Below are 329 nucleotides of genomic sequence, written 5' to 3'. Positions count from 1 at the left end.
CATCCCGAACACGATGGTTAAGACTTAAGCGGCCGATGATACTATACTGGTAACGGTATGGGAAAGTAGGTGGCTGCCAGATCGAAAAGAATAAGCAAAGCATTGCTTTTCAAAATAGAACAGCTCTTGCGTAGCGAGAGTAACCTACATCAGCAGGGAAGTGCTGTTCAGATAGCTGGTTTTACCAGTGATTAGAGATTTTAAATAATTAAGATTTCTAATGACTGATAAAAACTTCAGTCAAAACATTGTACTTTGAAAACTTCATACAGAATGATAAGATGATTAAATATCTATTTGATCAAGACATCGTAATAACCGTAAAGTTC

The 329-nt window shown here is 36.5% G+C and carries 1 rRNA gene; it reads left to right on the top strand.

The features are described 5' to 3' along the window. A 5S ribosomal RNA gene (rrf, locus tag M72_RS18335) occupies positions 1 to 82 on the top strand; the annotation flags it as partial. Between the last annotated feature and the right edge of the window lie 247 nt (positions 83 to 329).

Origin of the sequence: Roseburia faecis (assembly GCF_001406815.1) — a bacterium.
GTDB lineage: Bacteria > Bacillota > Clostridia > Lachnospirales > Lachnospiraceae > Roseburia > Roseburia faecis.
The sequence above is the reverse complement of the archived record's forward strand: the minus strand, read 5'-3'. Positions and strand labels throughout refer to the sequence as shown.